3 protein-coding genes are annotated in these 2,700 nt (G+C 68.9%); all 3 read left to right on the plus strand.

All coding sequences use genetic code 11. The features are described 5' to 3' along the window. The coding region (locus EB084_23280) for a hypothetical protein (GenBank protein NDD31185.1) at nucleotides 1–1,371 on the plus strand (1,371 nt) is incomplete at its 5' end. Nucleotides 1,372–1,710: 339 nt separating this feature from the next. After that, nucleotides 1,711–2,037: a hypothetical protein gene (locus tag EB084_23285; protein ID NDD31186.1), complete on the plus strand. Its 327-nt coding sequence runs from the start codon at nucleotides 1,711–1,713 to the stop codon at nucleotides 2,035–2,037. After that, a complete protein-coding gene (locus EB084_23290; protein NDD31187.1) occupies nucleotides 2,034–2,468 on the plus strand; it encodes a hypothetical protein in 435 nt (144 codons plus the stop codon). The genes EB084_23285 and EB084_23290 overlap by 4 nt, the downstream gene beginning before the upstream one ends. Nucleotides 2,469–2,700 lie beyond the last annotated feature (232 nt).

Raw genomic sequence — 2,700 nt, forward strand, 5'->3', positions numbered from 1 at the left:
GACGACAAGTCGGCCTACTTCGTGTCGGCCCGCAAATCAGGCGTCGGCGCCGAGATCCTCCTCGACGGGCCCTTCGAGACGCACCGCGAGGCGGTGCTCGCCATCCCGTCGGTACGGAGCCACCCGCGCGTCGAGCAGGACCCCAGCTTCACGTTCGGGGAAGCCGCGATCGGCACCGCACGCGCTCCTCGCGGGTCTCCCGTCGCGTTGCGCCCGGCGCCGGAGGCGCCGGGGGCGCCCTCGGGGCCCCCTCCGCTCCCGCCGCTGTACCAGACGGAGACGTACCTCTCCAACTACGGCAAGAGCACGTCGAAGGAAGTACCGCGCGGCGTCTACGCCTACAAGCTGGCTGGGGTCGTCCACAGCCCCACGGCGGAAGCCGCGATGATCGAGCAGGGCTGGAAGATCCTGCCGACGCGCGGCGGCGGGAGCTACACGCACGCGATCCCGCCCGAAAGCGGCGCGCAATCTACGCAGACCAAGCGCGACACGAAAGCGGTCGTGATCAAAGCCGTCGCGCCGACGGAGGCTGCGCTCGACGCCTGGGCCGATGCCGTCTACGCGTACTTCCTGACGCATCCGGTCGAGAAGCCGCACAGCGTCCGTGTGTCCCCGACCCTGATCTGGTCTTACATGCCCCCGAGGGTCGAGCGGTGGCGGACCGAGACCAGCAGCTACGACGGCCGCGCCCCTGAGATCAGTGAGCACGTCCGCTACCGGGGCGCGGAGATCCGCCTGTTCACCGGCGCCGGTTTGATCGAGCGCGAATGGCGGCACCCGGAGGACCCGACGCCGGCGCCCAGCCACATGACGTACCCCCGGACGCGGGCAGACCGGATCAAGTGGCCTTCTTCGGTACACCCTGCCTCCGGGAGCTTCGCCTCCGGGGGCTTCGCCTCCGAGGGCTTCGCCTCCGGGGGCTTCGCCTCCGGGGTCCACGACCGGCTGGGGCGCGAGACTACCCGGCTGTTCGGGCGAGACCTGTCCGGCGGCGCCGAGTGGTCGACGGACGGCGCGTGGCGCGTGGCGCCCGGCCGCTACCTCGTCCGCGTGGACGAAGACTGGTTCGTGGTCCAGCGCAAGCCCGACGGCGAGGGCGGCTACATCGACACTGACCTGACGCCGGCGCTGCGCTGGGGCGACGCGGTCCGCGCCGCGAAGGGCGGCGACCACGGCGCTTCCGCTTCGACCGGTGGAGACCAGAGAGAGCGCCTGGAACGGATGCGCGCGTTCGCCGCGTCGCACGGGTTCCGCGCTGTCGTGCGCGGAGACCGCCTGGAGGTTCACGTCCCCTTCGGGAACCGCGGCGAGCCCCCGTCGATCGAGTACGCTTCGACCTTCAGCGAGCTTCGCGCCATTCTCGGGTACTGAGCGGCAACCCCGGCGCCTCCGGTGCCGGGGTTGCTCCGTTCCGCGTGGCCTGTTAGCCTACGACCACAACGAGGGGAGACTCGTGGATCGTAAGGCACCCGAAACCTGTCACGCGCACCCGGACCGCGCCGCCGTGTCGACGGTCGTGCGCGGGACCGACGGCCCCTTGCCCGTCTGCCGGGCCTGCTTCGACGAACCGTGCTCGTCGTGTCGAGGGGCAGGATGCTCCTCGTGCGACGGCACGGGCGAACGGCTGGTCGAGCTTCGCTACGGGGGAATGTGATGCAGGACCAGGACCACTACACGCGCGTCTGCCGCATGTTGGAGGAGTGCGGCGGAGTGAACTTCGTGGACCCGATGAGAAGCAGCGCGCGCTGCTACAGCTTCCGGCGGTATCGGGCTGAGCCGGAGTGCGGCTCGAACGAGAAGCCCGCCCCGTTTCACGTCTACGTCTACCCGCCGATGCAGGGGCGGTACCGCACGACCGGATCGGTCGAGGTCTGCACCTTCGGGGCTCCGACACGCACCGTGGAGGGGAACTGCTCCCCGTGGATCGAGGCGAAGCTCTACGCGATCGACCTCGAAGCGTTCGACTTCGCGGCGCTCGAACGCGCCGCGGCGTGCATCGCCGCTCTGTGGCAGACGTTCCGCGAGGTGTATCCATGACCCAAGAGATGCTCGCGCTGGCAAGTCGCGCCGTCGCCTGCCCGAAGTGGCGCTGGATGCCGGGGATGCGCGCCGTGGGGCAGTACCCCGGCTACCCGGTGCGCGTCCACGAGTTCGGGGAGAGTGTCCGTGACACCGAAGATATGGAGGAACCGGAGCCGTGGGGGTGGCAGCAGCCCGCACGCCAAGGCGACCATGCTTGCCCGGGACCATACCTCCCAGACCTCACCGACCCGGCGACGGTGGGTTGTATCGTGGCCCTGCTGCGAGAGACGCGGAAAGACCCATACGGCTGTGTCTGCGTCGTGACCCTCGAACCGTCCATGCGTTTCGCATGTGCATGGGTAAGTGGGCCTTCGGTCGCGAAAGTGTTTCGGCTCGCAAGTACCGAGGCCGAGGCTCTTATTATTGCCTTGGAGGATACCCCGTGACCTGCGCTCGGATGGTCGTTGTGCGAGAGCTGCCGCAGGAGGTGACACCATGACCCCCGACCCGACCGCCCTTGCCCGCCGCGCCGTCGCCTGCAAAAGGTGGCGATGGATGCCTGGGATGCTGACTCTACCATTTAGGGAGTCGGGTCCAAATAGTCCGGTTTGTCATCCGGCATGGCGCGTGATTTATGAGGGCGGCTGCGGACCATTCGCGAACCCCGACAACAACGAC

It is taken from the genome of Pseudomonadota bacterium (genome assembly GCA_010028905.1).
Classification (GTDB): Bacteria; Vulcanimicrobiota; Xenobia; order RGZZ01; family RGZZ01; genus RGZZ01.